At 67.3% G+C, this 16,043-nt stretch carries 17 protein-coding genes; 11 read left to right on the top strand and 6 right to left on the bottom strand.

Going from position 1 to position 16,043, the window contains the following annotated elements:
- Window position 1: 1 nt before the first annotated feature.
- Window positions 2-814 (bottom strand): thioesterase family protein, encoded by an 813-nt coding sequence (locus tag QUE68_RS18320; RefSeq protein ID WP_284227555.1) that lies wholly within the window; start codon window positions 812-814, stop codon window positions 2-4.
- Window positions 815-821: 7 nt separating this feature from the next.
- Window positions 822-1,760, bottom strand: a complete 939-nt coding sequence (locus QUE68_RS18315) for an SMP-30/gluconolactonase/LRE family protein (protein ID WP_286274227.1) — start codon at window positions 1,758-1,760, stop codon at window positions 822-824.
- Window positions 1,761-1,886: 126 nt separating this feature from the next.
- On the opposite strand from QUE68_RS18315, the gene QUE68_RS18310 reads away from it, so the two are divergent.
- Genes QUE68_RS18310 through QUE68_RS18285 form a run of 6 tightly spaced genes read left to right on the top strand, consistent with a single transcriptional unit; the run spans window position 1,887 to window position 7,980 of the window.
- Window positions 1,887-3,068, top strand: coding sequence for a cytochrome P450 (locus tag QUE68_RS18310; RefSeq protein ID WP_284231074.1), 1,182 nt, complete (start codon window positions 1,887-1,889; stop codon window positions 3,066-3,068).
- Window positions 3,069-3,070: 2 nt separating this feature from the next.
- Window positions 3,071-4,039, top strand: a complete 969-nt coding sequence (locus QUE68_RS18305; RefSeq protein WP_286275865.1) for a zinc-binding dehydrogenase — start codon at window positions 3,071-3,073, stop codon at window positions 4,037-4,039.
- The gene (locus QUE68_RS18300; protein ID WP_284227553.1) at window positions 4,036-4,815 is read left to right on the top strand and encodes an HpcH/HpaI aldolase family protein; all 780 of its coding nucleotides are present in this window, start codon (window positions 4,036-4,038) and stop codon (window positions 4,813-4,815) included. The genes QUE68_RS18305 and QUE68_RS18300 overlap by 4 nt, the downstream gene beginning before the upstream one ends.
- Before the next feature lie 20 nt (window positions 4,816-4,835).
- Window positions 4,836-5,543, top strand: a complete 708-nt coding sequence (locus QUE68_RS18295; protein WP_284227551.1) for an SDR family NAD(P)-dependent oxidoreductase — start codon at window positions 4,836-4,838, stop codon at window positions 5,541-5,543.
- Entirely contained in the window at window positions 5,525-7,057 is a 1,533-nt protein-coding gene (locus tag QUE68_RS18290; RefSeq protein ID WP_284231068.1) for a flavin-containing monooxygenase, read from the top strand. Before QUE68_RS18295 ends, QUE68_RS18290 begins: the two co-directional genes overlap by 19 nt.
- Entirely contained in the window at window positions 7,054-7,980 is a 927-nt protein-coding gene (locus tag QUE68_RS18285; RefSeq protein ID WP_284227550.1) for an alpha/beta hydrolase, read from the top strand. Before QUE68_RS18290 ends, QUE68_RS18285 begins: the two co-directional genes overlap by 4 nt.
- On the opposite strand, the gene QUE68_RS18280 is transcribed toward QUE68_RS18285, so the two are convergent.
- On the bottom strand, window positions 7,977-8,459 hold the full coding sequence (locus QUE68_RS18280; RefSeq protein WP_284227548.1) for an SRPBCC family protein: 483 nt from the start codon (window positions 8,457-8,459) through the stop codon (window positions 7,977-7,979). The two genes, QUE68_RS18285 and QUE68_RS18280, sit on opposite strands and share 4 nt — an antisense overlap.
- Window positions 8,460-8,538: 79 nt before the next feature.
- Here QUE68_RS18280 and QUE68_RS18275 point away from each other — a divergent pair, with 79 nt between their 5' ends.
- From QUE68_RS18275 to QUE68_RS18265, 3 genes are read left to right on the top strand one after another with little or no spacing between them, the layout of a single operon-like run.
- Complete coding sequence (locus QUE68_RS18275) at window positions 8,539-9,708, top strand: phosphotransferase family protein (RefSeq protein WP_454786276.1); 1,170 nt, start codon at window positions 8,539-8,541, stop codon at window positions 9,706-9,708.
- Window positions 9,705-10,220, top strand: coding sequence for a nuclear transport factor 2 family protein (locus QUE68_RS18270; RefSeq protein WP_454786275.1), 516 nt, complete (start codon window positions 9,705-9,707; stop codon window positions 10,218-10,220). Before QUE68_RS18275 ends, QUE68_RS18270 begins: the two co-directional genes overlap by 4 nt.
- Window positions 10,221-10,251: 31 nt before the next feature.
- The gene (locus tag QUE68_RS18265) at window positions 10,252-11,172 is read left to right on the top strand and encodes an LLM class F420-dependent oxidoreductase (RefSeq protein WP_284227546.1); all 921 of its coding nucleotides are present in this window, start codon (window positions 10,252-10,254) and stop codon (window positions 11,170-11,172) included.
- Window positions 11,173-11,196: 24 nt separating this feature from the next.
- On the opposite strand, the gene QUE68_RS18260 is transcribed toward QUE68_RS18265, so the two are convergent.
- On the bottom strand, window positions 11,197-11,874 hold the full coding sequence (locus QUE68_RS18260; protein ID WP_286274226.1) for a DUF427 domain-containing protein: 678 nt from the start codon (window positions 11,872-11,874) through the stop codon (window positions 11,197-11,199).
- 98 nt (window positions 11,875-11,972) lie between these two features.
- Between QUE68_RS18260 and QUE68_RS18255 the strand changes: the two genes are divergently transcribed.
- Window positions 11,973-13,406, top strand: coding sequence for a WS/DGAT/MGAT family O-acyltransferase (locus QUE68_RS18255; RefSeq protein WP_284227543.1), 1,434 nt, complete (start codon window positions 11,973-11,975; stop codon window positions 13,404-13,406).
- Window positions 13,407-13,413: 7 nt separating this feature from the next.
- On the opposite strand, the gene QUE68_RS18250 is transcribed toward QUE68_RS18255, so the two are convergent.
- Window positions 13,414-13,668: a DUF2631 domain-containing protein gene (locus QUE68_RS18250; protein ID WP_284227542.1), complete on the bottom strand. Its 255-nt coding sequence runs from the start codon at window positions 13,666-13,668 to the stop codon at window positions 13,414-13,416.
- Window positions 13,669-13,737: 69 nt separating this feature from the next.
- Window positions 13,738-15,030 carry a cryptochrome/photolyase family protein gene (locus QUE68_RS18245; protein WP_284227541.1) on the bottom strand — a complete coding sequence of 431 codons (1,293 nt, stop codon included), beginning with the start codon at window positions 15,028-15,030 and terminating at the stop codon, window positions 13,738-13,740.
- A gap of 90 nt (window positions 15,031-15,120) precedes the next feature.
- On the opposite strand from QUE68_RS18245, the gene puuE reads away from it, so the two are divergent.
- Window positions 15,121-16,041, top strand: a complete 921-nt coding sequence (gene puuE / locus QUE68_RS18240) for an allantoinase PuuE (RefSeq protein WP_284235687.1) — start codon at window positions 15,121-15,123, stop codon at window positions 16,039-16,041.
- The last annotated feature ends 2 nt before the right edge of the window (window positions 16,042-16,043 follow it).

Below are 16,043 nucleotides of genomic sequence, written 5' to 3'. Positions count from 1 at the left end.
TCTAGCGGTCCGGGCGCGGACGGACCAATATCGACTGCTGAATGCCGCCCACCGGTCCGCTCTCGTCGAACAGCGTGCCGTACGTGGTGCCGATCCCGTCCGGCCCGTAGCTGGTCTCGGCGCGGATGCCGATCCACTCACCTTGCGGGACGCGGTGCACGTGCACGACCACATCGGTGTTCATGAACGTCCACCTGCGGATGTCCAATTTGGTGCCAATGCCATTGGCGTCGTCCGCCACGGCGAAGAGCCGCTGCAGCGGCGTCATCCCCTCGCCCTTGACCAGGTCGACGGTGGGGCGCAGCCATGATTCACCGGGACCGTCGGCCAGGGGGGTCGTCAGCCATCGCCAATCGATGCTGTGCACGTAGTTGGGGTCCCAGTCCTTCGCCATGTCGCGGCTGGCGGCCTCGGACAGCGGGCGCAGCGGTCGCGCGGGCTGGTGGACGACGGCAGTGGTGTCCATCGTCGCCATCCGCCAACCGCTCGCCCGTGCCACGGCTCGGAGTGACCCGTCGGGGCCCGGCGCAAGCATCTCGGCGCTCAGCAGCTCGATCTGCCTGCCGGGCCGCTCGACGCGCGCGCGGACCCACAGGTCGCCGTCGGCGGGAACGCCCCCGAGAAGGTCGATCATGACGCGGCTCAGCCGGGCGTCATCGCGTGGTGCGCATCGTTCGAGGGAACGCACCAGCAGCGCCGACACCGGTGCGGCGTGCTGGATCGCCGCGGTCCACGTACCGCGGACCAGGTCGGTGGCGCGGAACGTCTCGTGATGCTCGTCGGCGTCGGTCAGTTCGTAATAGCAGTCGGACATCTCCGCCTCAGTGATGGGGGGCCGGGATCGGCCCGATGCCGGGGATGTCGACGAGGAACGCATCGACGCGGGACAGCTTGGTGCCAACCAGACGTTCGGGATAGGCATCGGCGCTGGAGAGCAGGAACAGCGTCCGGTTCTCCGGGCCGCCCAGCGCGCAGGCGATCGCGGTCCGGCCGTCGAGGTCGATGCGGTCGGTGACCGTGCCGCCCTCGACGATCCGCTGAAACTCGTGGGCCAGCGTCAACGCCGTCCAGACTCCGCCAGCGGCGTCGAGGGCGATGCCGTCGGGTGGTCCGTCGAGACCGTCGGCGAAGATTCGCCGGTCCGTGAGGTCGCCGCCGGCGGCGATGGTGAACGCGGTCAATCGGCGGCCGGTCGATTCGGCGACGATGAGTGTCCCCTGATCGGGCGTGATGACCATCCCGTTGGGAAAGTCGAGGTCCCGGGCCACCACGGTGGGCGGGAGTCCATCGGTGTCGACACGCACGATGACGCCGCCGCTGCGGGCCTGCGAGCCGATGAACGCGCGCCCAGCATCGTCGACGATCATGTCCCCGAGGTTCGCAGGCACCAGTCCGCTCAGATCGGCGACGACCTCGACGGTGTCCCCGTCGTAGCGCAGCACCTGCCGGTCCTCGGTCGACACGATCAACAGCGTGCCGTCGGGTCGAAAACCCAGGCCGGACGGAGCCCTGCCGGGTAGTGGCAGAGTGGTCACCGACCCGTGAAGATCGACGGTGTGAACCGCTTCGCCCAACATGTCGGAGAACCACAGAAGTCCCTCGAACCAGCGCGGCCCCTCGCCGAAGCAAAATCCGCCCGCCAACGGCGACGCGAATGCAGTAGCTTTACAAAACACGTCACAAGTGTCACGCTCGCACGGTGTCGGTGTCAACCGCTCAACGGTCGCCGTGAGCGCCAACGGAGGGTGGTGAGTGGTCATGCGAAGGCACGACGGCCACACGCTTCTGCCTCTGCAGGAGCCGATTTCATCGGCGTCGCTGTGAACGGCGTCTCGAAATCGGTTGTCGTGCAAGGATTTTCCTACGACCCGTTCGACCCAGCGGTGATGGCCGACCCGCTGCCGTACTACCGCATCCTGCGCGACGAGCACCCCGTCTACTATCTGCCGACGTGGGACACCTACGCGGTGTCACGGTTCGAGGACATCTGGCGGGTGTTGGAGATCAACGACGGCACGTTCGTGGCATCCGAGGGCACCTTGCCCGCGGCGTCGGTGCTGGCCCGCCACAACGACGGACCCGTGCCGGATCCGCCGTGGCACCCCATGCCGTTTCACGCCAACTTCGACAGCCCAATCTACGAGGACGTCCGCCGCTCGCACTCCGGGCCACTGCGCCCCAGGAACGTCGGAAGGCTGGCCGACCGGGTCCGCGAGTTGGTCAACCAGCGACTCGACGTTCTGCTGCCGCTGGGCAGGTTCGACCTCACCCAGGATTTCGGTGGCATCGTGGCTGCGTCCATGGTGTGCGAATTGGTTGGCCTGCCAACAGAACTCGCGTCCGACGTGTTGGCAACCGTCAATGCGGGCAGCTTGGCGCAGCCGGGTGACGGCGTGAACACCGCCAACGCCCGACCGGGCTATCTCGAATACCTGGTTCCCATCGTCGAGCGCACGCGGGCGGAGGCCCGCGACGGCGAACTGCCGATCGTCGACGGCCTGATCGGCTACCGCTTGCCCGACGGTTCCGCGTTGAGCGACGTCGAGGTCGCCGTCCAGATGCTCGGCATCTTCATCGGGGGCACCGAGACCGTACCGAAGATCGTCGCCCACGGCCTGTGGGAACTCAGCAGGCGACCCGACCAGTTGGCCGCCGTACGGGCCGATCTGGAGACCAACGTGGCGATCGCGCGCGAAGAGATGATCCGCTACTGCGCGCCCGCCCAGTGGTTCGCCCGTACTCTGCGTCGCCCCTTCACGATTCACGACACGACGATCGAGCCCGGTCAACGGATCATCGCGCTGCTGGCATCGGCATCCCGCGACGAACGCGAGTATGCCGACCCGGATGACTTCATCTGGAACCGGCCCATCGAGCGACTGCTGGCCTTCGGGCGGGGGCAGCACTTCTGCCTGGGCGTGCACCTCGCACGTCTCGAGATCAGCGTGATGCTGACCGAATGGCTGAAGCGCGTGCCCGACTTCCAGATCGTGGAGGAGTCCGCCTCGCGACCCCCGTCGAGCTTCCAGTGGGGCTGGAACAGCATCCCGGTCGAGGTTCGGGTGTGATGATGTGGGGCTATCGGCTGGTGGCGCCGTACACCTTCGAGCGGTTGGAACTCCCCGAGCCCTCACCGGACTCCCTATCCAATGGTCAGGTGCTGCTGCGCTTCCTGGCCGCGGGGGTATGCGGAAGCGATCTGCCCGCGTTCCGGGGGGTGCAGGGCAAGCTGCCGGGTGACACCGGTGCCTGCGCCGCCGAGATGATCGGCTTTCCGGTTCACGAGATCGCCGGGGAGGTGGTGGCGAGCCGTCACCCCGACCACCGACCGGGCGACCACGTGGTCGGCTGGGCGTCGGGGTTCGACGGCCTGACGGGTTTCGTGGTCGCCGATGGCGACGGCCTGGTCTCCTACGGTTCGGCATTGACACCGGGACTCGCCATCGGATTGCAACCTCTCGCATGTGTGCTCTACGCCGTCGAACAGCTTCCCCACCTCGCGGGGCGACGTGTCGCCGTCATCGGACAGGGCTCGATCGGACTGCTGTTCTCCTACGTGGCCAAGGCGTTCGGTGCCGCCCACGTGACCGGGGTCGACCCCGTCGATCGCGCCGCCACCGGCACGGAATTCGGCGTCGACACCGTGGTGCGGGCCACCAGCGATCGATGGATCCGCCACCTTGCGCCCGAGGACCGGGCCGACGTCGTGATCGAGGCGGTCGGTCATCAGGTGGCAACCCTCGGCCACGCGATCGAGGCCGCGGCCTTCGGGGGCACCGTCTTCTACTTCGGGGTGACCGACGATGACACCTATCCCATCAGCATCCGCACCATGCTGCGCAACAACCTGACGCTGAAATCTAGCGTGACTCTGGAGCGGCGCCGGATGTTGGACGAGGCCGGTGCATTCGTTCGAGAACACCCCGACCTGCTGCCCCGGTATCTGACGCACACCTTCGGCACGGACGACGTCCAGACGGCTTTCGAGGTGGCGTGCCGCCCCACCCCCGGGCGCGTCAAGATCGCGATCGTGGCATGAGCCTTTCGCGAGTCCTAGCCGAGGAGCCGCAGATCTTCGGAGGCTGGGTGGTCGGTCCTACGGCTCTCGGCCCCGAGGCATTCGCCCACAGCGGCTACGACTACGTCGGATTCGATTGTCAACACGGCTATCTCGACGATGCCGACGTGGCATGGATGTTGAATCGGCTCGAACACGTCGCGATCCTCACCGCCGTGCGATTTGCCTCCACCGCGCCGTCGCCCATCGGCCGCGTCCTGGACGCGGGCGCCGACGTGATCATCGTGGCCATGATCGAGACGGCCGAGCAGGCGGCGCAGGCCGTGGCGGCGACGCGATTCGCTCCTCGGGGCGTGCGAAGTTTCGGGCCGCTGCGGGCGAGTCTGGGAACCGACGTGGCCGCGCTGGAAGCTCGGGTGAACGTCCTGGCGATGGTGGAGACGGTCAGGGGATTCAGGGCGGTGGACGAGATTTGTGCCGTGCCCGGGCTCGCCGGAATCTACGTCGGGCCAGCGGATCTTGCCATTTCGATGGGCTACGCGGTATCGGAGGCGTGGACCCATCCCGAGGTACTGGACGCGATGGCACGGATCGTCGACGCAGCCAACGCGGCGGGCCTGATCGCCGGTGTCCACGCCGGAGACGGGGTGATCGGACGCACGGCGGTGCAGCTGGGTTTTCGGATGATCACCCTCGCATCGGAGTCGCAGGCCCTACGCCGGGGTGCGGCCGCTCACCTGGCCGCCGCGAAGGCAGAGAACGACGAACGGCCCACCGGAGACGGGAGATACCACTGAACGCCAACGGCTCGGACCGCGTGGCACTGGTGACGGGCGCCGCCCGCGGTCAGGGTGCCGCCATCGTCGAACGGTTGCTCGCCGACGGGTTCCGGGTGGCTGCCTGCGACGTACGCGTCGACGAATTGAACGTCAGCACTGCGGCGTTGGGCAATGAGAACGTCGTCGCCATCGCCTTGGACGTCACCTCGCCGGAGCGGTGGGGCGATGCCGTCGCCATCGCGGTGGAGCGCTTCGGCGGGTTGACCACCCTGGTCAACAACGCCGGTGTGCTGCACCGGGCGTCGATCGCCGACGAGACCACCGCGGGCTTCGAGACGAGTTGGCGGGTGAATTGTCTCGGTCCGTTCAACGGGATCCAGGCCGTGCTCGAACACCTCCGCCGGGCGGACGGCGCTTCGATCGTCAACACCTGTAGCACGGGCGCGGTCCGACCGTTTCCGAACCACGTCGCCTACGGGTCTGCCAAGTGGGCGCTACGTGGGCTGACGCAAATCGCGGCCGCGGAGCTGGCCCCGTCCGGGATCAGGGTCAATGCCGTCCTCCCCGGACCCGTCGAAACCCCGATGCTCGACCCCGTGACGCAGACTCGCCTCGCCGCCGCGGGCCGCCTGGGCAAGCCGATGGAGATTGCCGACGCCGTGGCATTCCTGGTGTCTGAGCACGCCTCCTTCATCACCGGCGCCGAGCTCGTCGTCGACGGCGGTCAATCCCTGCAGATCGGATGACGCCGATGGCCAGGAATCCTTCGATCGGCATCATCGGCGCGGGCCCCGGCGGCATGGCATTGGGAATCCTTCTGCAGAAGGCTGGTTTTCAGAACTTCACCGTCTTCGATCGGGAGGATGGTGTCGGCGGGACATGGCGGATCAATACCTACCCGGGGTTGGCCTGCGACGTGAAGTCACACCTGTACTCCTTCTCGTTCGACCGAAACGCCACGTGGTCCCGACTGTGGTCCGGCCAGGCCGAGATCTTGTCCTACTTCGAACGGTGCGCCGAGAAGTACGGTCTCGGAACGCATCTCGAACTCGGCACCGAGATCTCCTCGGCGCGATGGAACCCCGAGGATCGAACCTGGCGCCTCGAGACGACGACCGGCGCCGTGCACACCTTCGACGTCGTGGTGTCCGCGGTGGGTCTGTTCACCCGGCCCACGATGCCAACGTTGGACGAGGAGGAGCCGTTCGCCGGCGCACTCATCCACACGGCACGCTGGGATCACACCCTGGATCTGGTTGACAAGTCCGTCGCCGTGCTGGGAACCGGTTCGACCGCAGCGCAACTGGTGCCGGAGGTGGTGAAGGTCGCACGGAAGGTCTACTCGATTCAGCGTTCCCCGACGTGGGTCTTCCCGAAGCCGGACCGCGCGTACACCGCAAGGGAGCGGTGGATGTTCGCCCACGTGCCGTTCGCCATGAAGGTCCACCGGACCCGGATGTGGTTGCGCAGCGAGGCCAACATCTCGGTGATCGAACACGGCAGTGACAAGACGGCCGAATTCCGCACGATCGCCTCCACCCTGCTCGAGACCACCGTCGCGGATCCCGAGCTGCGCCGACGGTTGACGCCCGAGACCCCGATCGGCTGCAAGCGACTGGTCTTCTCCTCGGACTTCATCCCGGCTCTCACCGCTTCGCACGTCGAAGTGGTGGCCAGTCCGGCCCGGGCCCTGCGGGCCCGGTCCCTGGTCACCGAGGATGGTCGACAGCTCGACGTGGACGTCGTCATCTGTGCCACGGGCTATGCCGCCGCCGACTATCTCGGCCAGCTCGAGGTGACGGGCGAGGACGGTGTCTCGCTGGGGGAGTGCTGGCGTGACGGCGCCTACGCCTATCTCGGCATGACGGTGCCGGGCTTCCCGAACTTCTTCATGTTGTACGGGCCCAACACGAACGTGGGTTCCAACAGCGTTATCTTCATGTTGGAGGCCCAGGCCCGATACGTGGTGCGGGCGCTGAAGTATCTGCGTCGCCACGATCGGTCCTACCTCGCGGTGCGGGCGCAGACGATGGCCGACTTCATCGCCCGCATCGATGAGTGGATGGACGGCACCGTGTGGACTACCCGCTGCAACAACTACTTTCGTGCGTCCAACGGGCGCGTGGTCACGCAGTGGCCCCGCAGCGCGCGCGACTTCTGGCGCATGACACGACGGTTCCGAGCCGGTGACTACACGTTCGGTCCGCCGTCGGCGCCGCCCGACATCCACGTCGAAGCACACCGACGGACCGGTTCGTGACGCTGCGGCTCGCCCAGGAGCTGCGGCACCTCGCCGAGTTTCGGACCGACCTCTCGGCCGCGGGCCTTCCTGCCCTGCGGGATTCCCTGAATGCTCGACGTCGGGAGAGCGCCTCGGCGCTCGAGTGGTCAGATGTCGACGTGGTCGACGAGTGGGTCGCTGGCGACGATGGACCCGAGGTTCCGATCCGCGTCTACCGCGGCGGATCGTCGGGTGCGCCCGCCGTGCTGTTCTGCCATTCCGGTGCGTTCGTCCTGGGGAATCTCGACACCGATCACCGGCAGTGCCTGGAGTGGGCGCGGCGAGCGAGTTGCACGGTGGTGTCCGTCGACTATCGCCTAGCCCCCGAACACCCACATCCCGCCGGTCTCGACGACGCGTTGGCGGTACTCGAATGGATTGCGGCGAAGGGCAATCCGTTGGACGTCGACACCGACCGGCTCGCGGTGTCGGGGAGCAGCGCCGGCGGCGCGATCGCCGCCCGGCTCGCGCAACGGGCGGCAGCCGGGACCGCGCCACCGATCGCATTCCAGCTGCTGCACCAACCGGTGCTCGATGATGCGCCGACCCCATCGAAGGAGGAGTTCCTCACCACCCCGGGCTTCGACGGTCCCGCCACCCGGCAGATGTGGCGGCACGTCGCCGGTGCCGAGTTCGTACCGCCGGATGCGGTACCTGCCCGCGCCGATGACCTGAGCGGCCTGGCAGCTGCGCTCATCACCTGTTCGGAACTCGATCCGCTGCGCGACGAGGCGGTCCAGTACGCCCTTCGGCTGATGCGGTCGGGTGTCTCGACCGAACTGCACGTGTTCCCGGGTACCTGTCACGGGTTCGATTCTCTGATGCCGGAATGGGAAGTCAGCCAACAGCTGTTCGCGCTCCAGGGCGCGGCACTTCGTCGCGCGCTGCACGGGGCCGGCTAGATGGCGGGCGTGGCCGCCAGCTCGCGGGCGATCGCCGCGTGATACTTGTCGATGTTGGCCGGGTTGACCATTCGGAAGAAGCCGTCGGGCATGGGTGAGTCCCGATAGGCCTCGACCGTCATGGTTCGCGCGAACAGGGTGATGCCCTCGCCGGGCTGCGTGAAGTGGTACTGCACCGTGATCCGTCCCGGCATCCCCCCGTTGCCCTCTCGGTCGTGACCGAGCTTGCCGACGGAGGTGAAGACCCACATCGTCGGGCGCACGGCGATGGCGAGGTGCCAGGTAAAGATCCGTTCGCCATCCGGACCCGCCTCGGTCCAGGTGTCGCCGACCTTCAACGGCAGGTCGTTCGAGCTGCTGCCGACGTGTGCGCTCCCGGGATAGGTCTTCGTCCAGTTCGACGGGTTGGTGACGAAGTCGTAGAGGGTCTCGGGGGAGTGCGAGAACGCGGTCTCCGAGCTGGTGGTGACGATGCCCAACGTAGTGCCCTTCGGTCGCCGATGCGGTCAGAGTCTACACATTGAATTACAGATTCAATTGAAAGTGTAAAGTCCACCTGTGACTGATCGTGGCCCGTCGACGGTTCGGCGCCTGCTCGGGTCCGTCGTGCCCACAGCTCGCCTCGGTGCGCACCTCGGGCACGGTGTGCAGCGCCTCGCGACCGACTCGGCGCTCGGGCGGAGGCGACGCTTTCCCCGTCGCGTTGAGGATCTCACCGCCGAGGTGTTGTCGGGTTTGACGGGGTTGCGGGTCGACTCGGTGTCGGTCATCGACGGTGAGGCGGGGACGTCATCGAGAGCCCGGCTCGCTCTTGCCGGAAGGGACGTGCCCGCTTCGGTCTTCGTCAAGCTGTCGGCGGCGACGGCGGCCACCAGGATGCTCGGCGAACTCGCCCGACTCGGTGAGACCGAATCCCGGTTCTACGGTGAGCTGGCACCCCTTCTCGGGGCGGGGATCCCGAGGTCGCACGGCTCGGCGTTCGATTCGGTGACCGGACGCTACGTCGTGATCCTCGAGGACATGGCTACGACGCCGTGTCAGTTCGCCGACACGCTGAACCCGTTGTCGGTTGATCAGATGGCGTCGCTGATGGAGGTGTTCGCCGGCCTGCACGGTGCATTCTGGGGAAAGCTTCCCGAGAAGGGCGACGGTGCAGGGCGATTCGGTTGGCTGATGGCTCCCTCGACGGATCCGGCGAACCTGCTGACACCCTCACTGATGAAGATGTCGGCCGGCAAGCTCGCCGACCGGACCACGATTCCGATCGAGTCCGGTCGCTTCCTCTGGGAGAACTACCAGGTGGCCACGGAGATCGTCGATTCGGGCACGCACACCGTGCTGCATGGAGACTCCCACCCCGGCAACACCTATTTCCGGGACGGCCGTGCCGGCCTGCTCGACTGGCAGGTGGTCAGGCGAGGACATCCGTCCCGCGATCTGACCTACACGCTCGTACTGGGCCTGCCGACCACCGAGCGGCAGAGCGCCGAGCGCGAGCTGCTCGACGTCTATCGCGCCGCGCTGGCGGCGTCCGGCGGGCCGGAGCTCGACGGCGACGAGCTGTGGACCCGCTACCGTCAGGCCGTCACCTATGCCTTCGTCTCACCGCTGACCACCGCTGGGCTTGGCGGCATGCAGAGTGAAGCCATCTCCCTGGAGGGGCTGGCGCGCGCGGTCGCCGCTATCGAGGATCTCGAAACCGTTGCAGCGCTGGCGAAGTCGATGTGAACGAGGGAGGGCATCTGGTGGAACTAACCGATCTGGTGGAAATCGAGTCGCTGAAGCAGCTGAAGGCGCGCTACTGCAGACTCCTCGACGGCAAGGACTGGGAGGCCTGGCGCCTCCTCTTCACCGACGACTTCGTCAGCGATACCTCCAAGGCGGGCGGGAAGTCGATTCGCGGCGCCGACGACTTCGTCGCGTTCACGCGGGCCAACTTGAAGAAGCCGTCGCAGGTGACGGCCCACCAGGTGCACTCCCCGGAACTCGAGCTCACCTCGCCAACCACCGCGCGGGGGATCTGGGCGCTCGAAGACGTCGTCAGGCTGGCGCCCGGAATCACCCTGCGCGGCTACGGGCATTATCACGAGACGTACGAAAAGGTCGATGGTCAATGGCGCATCAAGACATCCACCCTGACCCGGTTGCGGGAGGACGTCTTCAACGCGTTCCTCACCGTCTACGTCTCCGCGACGATGAAGAAGGTGGGCGCGGGGTTGGCGCGGAGGCTCGCGAAATGATCGCGCCCGCTGGCAGAGGAGTCGTCGCCCCGTGAAGTTCACGATCACCCATCCGATGCACACCCACCCCTACAACCCGGAACTGGTCAGCGGCAGCGGGATCGGCGCGGTCGCCGCGGCGGCGGAGGCGGCGGGCATCCACGGATTCGGCTTCACCGATCATCCCGCGCCGACCCAGCGGTGGTTGGAATCCGGCGGCCACGACGCTCTGGATCCCTTCGTCGCGATGGGGTTCGCGGCCGCCCGCACGAGCACGCTGCGCTTGATCCCCAACGTGGTGGTGCTCCCGTACCGAAATCCGTTCGTGGTGGCCAAGGCGGGGGCGACGCTGGACCTGCTGTCCGACGGACGCTTCACCCTCGCGGTGGGTGTGGGGTATCTGAAGCGTGAATTCGCGGCTTTGGGTGTAAATTTCGAGGAACGGGGCGCCCTCTTCGAGGAGGCGCTGCAGGTGATCCGCGCGGTGTGGACCAACGATGACGTCTTCTTCGAGGGCAGGCACTTCACCGCCACCGGGATCACCGCACACCCCAGACCGGTGAGCCGGCCACACCCGCCGATATGGATCGGCGGCAACACCGCCGCCGCACGGCGCAGGGTGGTCGAACACGGTGACGGCTGGTGCCCGTTCCCGGCGCCGGCGGTGCTGGCCCAGACGGCGCGCACGGCCGCCATGGAGTCGCTCGACGACCTCGCGGCGGGCCTCGACGATCTCCGGCGCAGATGTGACGCGGCGGGCCGGGATCCGTCGGCAATGGACGTCACGTTCACCAACGGAGAGGGCGGAAGTCCCGCGGACGCGGACTTCAACGCCGACGAATTCCTCTCGGGTATCGAGAAACTCGAGGCGCTCGGCGTCACCTGGACGCAGGTGCACCTCCCCGGTGACAGCCTGGCCCATGCCCTCGAGACCATCGACCGATTCGGCCAGCGGGTCGTCGGTGCCGGCTGAGACGTCAGGCGGCGCGAATGCGGTTCAGCCGACGGGCAACTCGGCGATCACGTCGGCTCGGGTCTCGTCGTAGCTGAGGTATCCGCGAATCGGAAGCGTCTCGGGCGGGGTGTCCGCGTAGCTCCAGGCGATGTCGTCGTGCACGGTGCCGTCGACCGCCATCGACCAATAGGTGGCTTGGCCCTTGTAGTTGCAATAGCTGGTGCTGTCGGACCGGCGGAGCAGGTCGGTCCGGACCACGCCGGGGTCGACGTAAAGTCTTGGTGCCAGCGAGGTCTCGAACACCACCACGGTATCTGCGGTATCCACGAGTACTGTCCCGGCGACCGATGCCCGCAGTCGCCGCTTCGCCGGCCTGCAGTCCACCCGGTGGTAGGGATTGGGTGGGTAGTGGACCAGTGGGCGGCCCTCCTCGATCCAGGAGTCGACGGCATCCCAGGGCACGGTCGCGTAACCGGGCGCCTCGGCGACCGCGTGCCCGGGCAGAGCGGCCACTTCTTCGGCGGGAAAGGCGTAGCTCAACGGATGGCCGCGACGGTGCACCAGCAGCGCGTGCTCGGTGTCGAGGACGGTGCGGCCGTTCCGGATGGCTTGGATGCGGCGGGGATGCGGTTCGACGAACACGACCTCGGCGGGCAGGGGAGCGGAGAACCAGCCCGCGGGATCGGCGCTCAGGGGCCCGCGGCCCGCAACCAGACTCATCAGCACAGGTTTACAAAGATCGAATCGATTGTCACGTCCGCGGTGTAATCGGCGTCGACGGCGTTCAATGGAGGCTCCAAACGAGGCAGGGGTGGGCAATGCGGCGGCTCAACGGGGTGGATGCCCTGATGTTGTACAGCGAGGCGCCCGAGATCCACATGCACACCCTGAAGATCGGCGTCCTCGACGTGTCCGGTCTCGACGGGCGGTTCACCTTCGATCTCTTTCGCCGAGTCGCCGAACCCCGACTGCTCGCTCTGAAACCGCTGCGCTACCAACTGGTGGACATCCCGATGAAGCTGCACCATCCGATGTGGGTGGAGAACGCCGGCATCGACTTCGATTATCACGTCCGCCGGGTCGCGGTGCGGGCGCCGGGTGGGCGACGCGAACTCGACGACCTCATCGGGGAGATCGCGAGCACGCCGCTGGACCGCAGTCGACCGCTCTGGGAGATGTACGTCGCCGAGGGCCTGGCCGGCGACCGGGTGGCGATCATCCACAAGGTGCACCACGTGCTTGCCGACGGCGTCGCGTCGGCCAACCAGATGGGCTGGGCCATCCAGCCGGATCCGCCTGAGTTCCCGGCGAAGGCCATCCGCACGGCGGACGCCGAGCGGACGAGGATCGGACTGCTCACCGCCGCCGGACGCGATCACGCCGGCCAGCTTCGGCGGCTGCCGAGCCTCGTCGCCGACACCGCCCGCGGAGTGTCGCGGGTTCGCCGCCGTGCGAAGGAGCGCGGCCGCAATCCCGAGCTCGCCCCCAACTTCGCCCCGCCCCCGACGTTCCTCAACCACGTGGTGTCCCCGACGCGCCGGTTCGCCACCGTGCCACTGGCACTCCCCGACGTCAAGGAGGCGGCGAAGGCGCTCGGCGTGACCCTCAACGACGTCGTCCTCGCGTCCGTTGCGGGTGCGCTCCGAGAACTGTCGCTGCGGTACGACGGTGTGGCGGACGCGCCCCTGATCGCCGGTGTACCGGTCAGCTACGGCGACCCGGACCGCTTGGCGGGCAACGAGTTCAGCTACATGACGCCCTCCCTGGCGGTGCACGTCGCCGATCCGCTTCAGCGGGTTCGTCTGACCGCGGCGGCCACCAGGATCGCCAAGGAGAACCACCAGCTGCTCGGCCCGGACCTGATCGCCACCTGGTTGAACTACCTACCGCCCTCGATGACGCCGCCGGCCTTCCGGTGGCAGTCGAAGCGGGTGGAGTCGAGCCTGATCATGAACCTCACCGTGTCCAACGTGCCGGGACCGCGGGAGCGGGGATCGTTCGGTGGCGCGGTGATCAGCGAGATCTACTCCGTCGGCCCGCTCGTCGCGGGCAGCGGCATGAACGTGACGGTGTGGAGCTACGTCGATCAGCTGAACGTCTCCGTCCTCACCGACGACCTGACCACCGACGATCCGCACGAAATGACGGAGGCGATGGTCCGCGCGTTCGTCGAACTTCGCGGCGTAGCCGGCCTGTCGAGCGCGCTGACGGACGTGGCGGACGCCATGCCGACGGCGGGCGCAGCTCGCTGACCCAGGGCTAGCGGTTCCAGCCGCGGCGGCGGAGCCACCAGTCGCGGAACACGATTCCCCAGATGACCAGGGCGAAGCCGACGAGGAAGATGTCCTCGACGTGACCGACGTGGTTGCCGCGCAGCATTGCGAGCATGAAGAACCCGGCGAGAATGCCGCCGATCTGGATGGCGCGGTGATTCTGCTTCGACCAACCCCAGTTCGCCGACGGCACGTCCTCGACGTCTACGCCGGTGTGTCGTTCGACCTCGGTGCTCGCCACGGTTGCTCCTCAGGGGTCCGGTCTACTGGCCTCATTCTGGCATACGACAGGACGTCGTAGTCAGGGAGTTCAGCGGACGGCCTCGTAGCGCCGTAGCGCTTCGAGGCGCTCGGCGGCATGGTCGACCATCGGTTCGGGATAGTCGTCCCCACGTGACTCGGGCACCCACCGCTCGACGTAGGCGCCGTCGGGATCGAACTTGTTGCCCTGGGTCGTCGGGTTGAACACCCGGAAATAGGGCGAAGCATCGGTGCCGCTGCCCGCCGCCCACTGCCAGCCGTGCTGATTGCTGGCCATGTCGCCGTCGGTGAGCTGCTCGAGGAACCACCGCGCACCCCACTGCCACGGCAGATGCAGATCCTTCACGAGGAATGACGCAGTGATCATCCGAACCCGGTTGTGCATGAAACCGGTGTCGGCGAGCTGGCGCATTCCGGCGTCGACGATGGGAAAGCCCGTCTTGCCGGCCTTCCACGCCTCGAACCGCTTGGTGGCGTCGGCGTCCTCGTCGACCTCGATCCGGTCGAAGTTCTTGTTCCAGTTCCACCAGGTGCTGTCGGGCCAGGCGTACACGACGCTGGCGTAGAAATCGCGGAACGCGAGCTCGCGGAGGTAGGCCTGCGGCCCCTGGCCCGTACCGAGGTCGGCCGCCATCGTGCGCGGGTGGATGGTGCCGAACTTGAGGTGTGCCGACATGCGGCTGGTGCCGTCGTGATCGGGCCGGTTCCGATCGTCGGCGTAGTCGGCGACCGCGGAATCGAGGAACTTCTTCCACCCCGTTTTCGCCGCGGCCTCGCCGGCCGGATGGTCCAGCTCGGCGTCACCGGGCGGAATGTCGACGCCACCGCCGACGTCGGCTGGGTCGATCCAGCGGGCCGACTTCGCAGTCGTCAGCGCGGGGCCGCGCCAGCCGTGCTCCTTCCACGCCGTGAAGTACGGGGTGAAGACCTTGTACGGCGTGCCGTCGCCCTTGGTGACCCGGCCGGGCGAGACGAGGTACGGCGAACCCGAATCCTCCATTGGTACGTCGCCGAGTGCGTCGCGAACCGCCTTGTCCCTGCGCATCCCGAACGTCAGGTAGTCACCCGAGACGTGGACGGACGTGGCGCCGACCTTGGTGGCCAGAGCCGGGATCTCGGTCTCCGGGCGACCGTCGACGACCAGCAGTCGGCCGTCGAGCCCGTCGCGTAGTTCGCGCAGGGCGTCGTAGAGGTACTGCAGCCGCCGTGGGCCAGACGTCGCCCTGAGCCGCGGATCGAGCACGTAGCAGGCGAGCACTTCCTGATCGTCCTTGGCGGCATCCAGCAATGCGGGCAGATCGTGGAGGCGAAGGTCGCGGCGGAACCACAGCAACGTTGGCATGACTTCGATCTTGCCCGAATTCGCCAAGAGAAAACTCCAAGGTGCGACGGTCGCCGCGAAAGCAGGCCGATCCGCTGCGACAATCCCACCATGACGCCGCCCATCGACGACTACCCGCGCGACATGGTGGGGTACGGCCAGCATCCGCCCGATCCGCGGTGGCCCGGCGGCGCGAACATCGCGCTGCAGTTCGTGCTCAACTACGAGGAGGGTGGGGAGGACAACGTCCTGCACGGTGACGAGTCCTCGGAGACGTTTTTGTCCGAAGTAGTTGGCGCGCAACCCTTTCCGAATCGGCACATGAGCATCGAGTCGCTCTACGAGTATGGCTCGCGCGCAGGGCTGTGGCGGGTGCTGCGGTTGTTCGACCAGCGCGGGCTCCCGCTGACCATCTTCGGCGTCGCCACGGCGCTGGCACGCAACCCGGAGGCCGTCGCCGCCTTCGCGGCGCGCGGCGACGAGATCGCCTGTCACGGCTTGAAGTGGCGCAGCTATCAGCTGGTCGACGCGCAGACCGAACGCACCGACATGGCGGACGCAGTTCGCCTCATCACCGAACTGACGGGTGAAGCACCGCTGGGCTGGTACACGGGCCGGGACTCGCCCCAAACCCGCGAACTCGTCGTCGAGCATGGCGGCTTCCTCTACGACGCCGACTCCTACGCCGACGACCTGCCGTACTGGACCCGGGTGTCGGGACAGGACCACCTGGTCGTGCCCTACACGTTGGACACCAACGACATGAAGTTCGTGTCCACCAGCGGCTTTCCCAGCGGCGACGAGTTCTTCACCTATTTGCGTGACGCGTTCGACGTGTTGTACGCCGAAGGCGCCGCGGGCGCGCCGAAGATGCTGTCCATCGGACTGCACTGCCGGCTCGTCGGCCGCCCGGCGCGGACCGCCGCGCTGACGAGGTTTCTCGATCACGTGCAGTCGCACGACGCGGTCTGGATCGCGCGCAGAGTCGACATCGCCAGGCACTGGGTGCAGAACTTCCCGCCGGGAGGCTGATC

The organism is Mycolicibacterium sp. TUM20985, assembly GCF_030295745.1.
Taxonomy (GTDB): Bacteria; Actinomycetota; Actinomycetes; order Mycobacteriales; family Mycobacteriaceae; genus Mycobacterium.
This window is presented reverse-complemented; position numbering and strand designations above follow the sequence as displayed.